The following is a 1,734-nucleotide window of genomic DNA, read 5'->3' on the forward strand; positions in this document are numbered from 1 at the left end:
ACGTAGACCTGTTGTACGGTAGGCGTGAAGTCCTGCCCTAGAGTAGTCGGCACAACTGACAGGCTCGCCACCAGTAATGCTATTGCGACTAGAAACGCAGGCGACATAACTCTCTCAAGGAGGATTTATCTAAAAAATGGACTTATATACGAACGGGGGCCACGGGCGCGGTCAGTATACGACCAGCTGCGCACCGTGTAGGCTCTCGAGCACCTCGACGAGGGGTTCAACGATGTCCTCGAGAGGCATGTTTACCTCGCTACTGAGGGTGTTCGCTACGTCCTCCACTGTGTGCTCCCCGTCGCACAGTAGCCAGACGTAGTACGCTAGCGGCGACAGCTCGTACACCTCTTCCTCGCTCTTCGCGACGTAGAACTTCTCGCCCTCCTCTCCAAGGAAGGTTCCTTGCCTCAGCGGCTTAAGGCCCCTTATCTCCTCGTAACGGCTCCTGGCCCCTGTGCCCGCGGTGTGCTCCTCGCTCATTACCCTCGCCTCGGCCTGAACCCACCGCGCCTCCGGCCCTGGAAACCGGGGCGTCGCTCCTCCTCCGGCGCTGTAGGCGAGTCGGCCGGTACCTCGCTCGGCTGGGGGACTTCGGCGTCGGAGACCTCCTTTATCTCGCTTGACCTTCCAACGTTCAGCTGGACCTTGCCTCGGAAGCTCGTTGTCCAGGCACCGGTTATCTCGACCGCCTGCCCTTCCTTGATGGTACCCGCCTTCTCGCCCCACAGGGTCGTCTCTACCCTACCGGTCGAGTCGCCAATTACAGCGTTGCTGATCGTACGCGGCCCCTTCTTCGTCTGGATTACTTTGGGAGGACCGGCTTCTAGGACCCTGCCCTTGATCTTCACGTGTTCCATTCCGGGTTTTAGGTCTATTATATTAACGGGGTTTCCCCCCGACTCCTCTTCCGACTCACGTTCCATTACGATTTCGACTCCAATACGTTGCTAACCCCTAAGCTAGAGGGCTCTAATAAACTTGACGGTTACACCCAGCTCGCCGAGCATCCTCGAGGCTCTCTCCAGACACTCGGGGACGTCCCACCGACACCTGAACATGTGCGATACCGCGGCCGGGTCGTCGCTAGAACCGAACCCCTTCACCGGCTCGAAAACCCCCGAGAGCAATGTAGAGAGGTCGTGTTCCCGAACACGCACATCGGTAACCGCAAAGTAGCCCAAGACCCTCGCCCTCGGGTCAGACGTAACGTAGTCGATATGCCAGAAGAGCTTCTTCGACTTAGAGGCGTGCCTTCTCACCCTCGCCTCCACGCCGCCGGGGCCCCTAGCTGAGCCAACGTAGAAGTAGACACCCCTCGGTAGATCGAACACCCTCCCTCCGCGTGTAACCACCCTTAAGTCCTCCTCAAGGGTGAGCACCAGTACGTAGAGCCCTTTCACCAAACGCGACGACCACCCTTTTATCACCGTGTAGAGTGATTTTAAGGTAGTGATGAGCCTCGGTTTCAGCTGAGACCTGATGAGGAGTTACTCAGCTGACCCCCGCTAGCTCGTGTAAGGGTTGTGTAACGGCGGGCTCGGCTCGTTGCTGGACTCCCGGGTACTCCACTAGGGGTGTTGAAGGGGGAGGTAGGGTCGTCGCCGGGACGAGGCCCCCAAGGCCCTGATTGAGTGGGGCCCTCGACAGATGTTTCCCGGAAGGCGAATACGTTTCTAGGTTACTATGCTGTTCGTAAATGCTAGTCGTCGTGGGGGCCGGCTAATCTACTCC

General features: G+C 58.5%; 3 protein-coding genes. All 3 read right to left on the bottom strand.

All coding sequences use genetic code 11. The annotated features are described in order from the left end of the window. Positions 1-171 precede the first annotated feature (171 nt). The 3 genes from ACP5VX_RS02635 to ACP5VX_RS02645 are packed head-to-tail and all read right to left on the bottom strand — an operon-like array spanning position 172 to position 1,403. Positions 172-483, bottom strand: coding sequence for a PqqD family protein (locus ACP5VX_RS02635; RefSeq protein WP_428724351.1), 312 nt, complete (start codon positions 481-483; stop codon positions 172-174). Then, the gene (locus tag ACP5VX_RS02640) at positions 483-926 is read right to left on the bottom strand and encodes an OB-fold nucleic acid binding domain-containing protein (RefSeq protein WP_428724352.1); all 444 of its coding nucleotides are present in this window, start codon (positions 924-926) and stop codon (positions 483-485) included. The genes ACP5VX_RS02635 and ACP5VX_RS02640 overlap by 1 nt, the downstream gene beginning before the upstream one ends. Before the next feature lie 36 nt (positions 927-962). After that, entirely contained in the window at positions 963-1,403 is a 441-nt protein-coding gene (locus tag ACP5VX_RS02645; RefSeq protein ID WP_428724356.1) for a GIY-YIG nuclease family protein, read from the bottom strand. Between the last annotated feature and the right edge of the window lie 331 nt (positions 1,404-1,734).

It is taken from the genome of Thermogladius sp. (genome assembly GCF_049970955.1).
Classification (GTDB): Archaea; Thermoproteota; Thermoprotei_A; order Sulfolobales; family Desulfurococcaceae; genus Thermogladius.

Bases quoted from the DNA above. Each gene is read 5' to 3' on its own strand.
- ACP5VX_RS02635 (WP_428724351.1), bottom strand. From the start codon at position 483: ATGAGCGAGGAGCACACCGCGGGCACAGGGGCCAGGAGCCGTTACGAG.
- ACP5VX_RS02640 (WP_428724352.1), bottom strand. From the start codon at position 926: ATGGAACGTGAGTCGGAAGAGGAGTCGGGGGGAAACCCCGTTAATATA.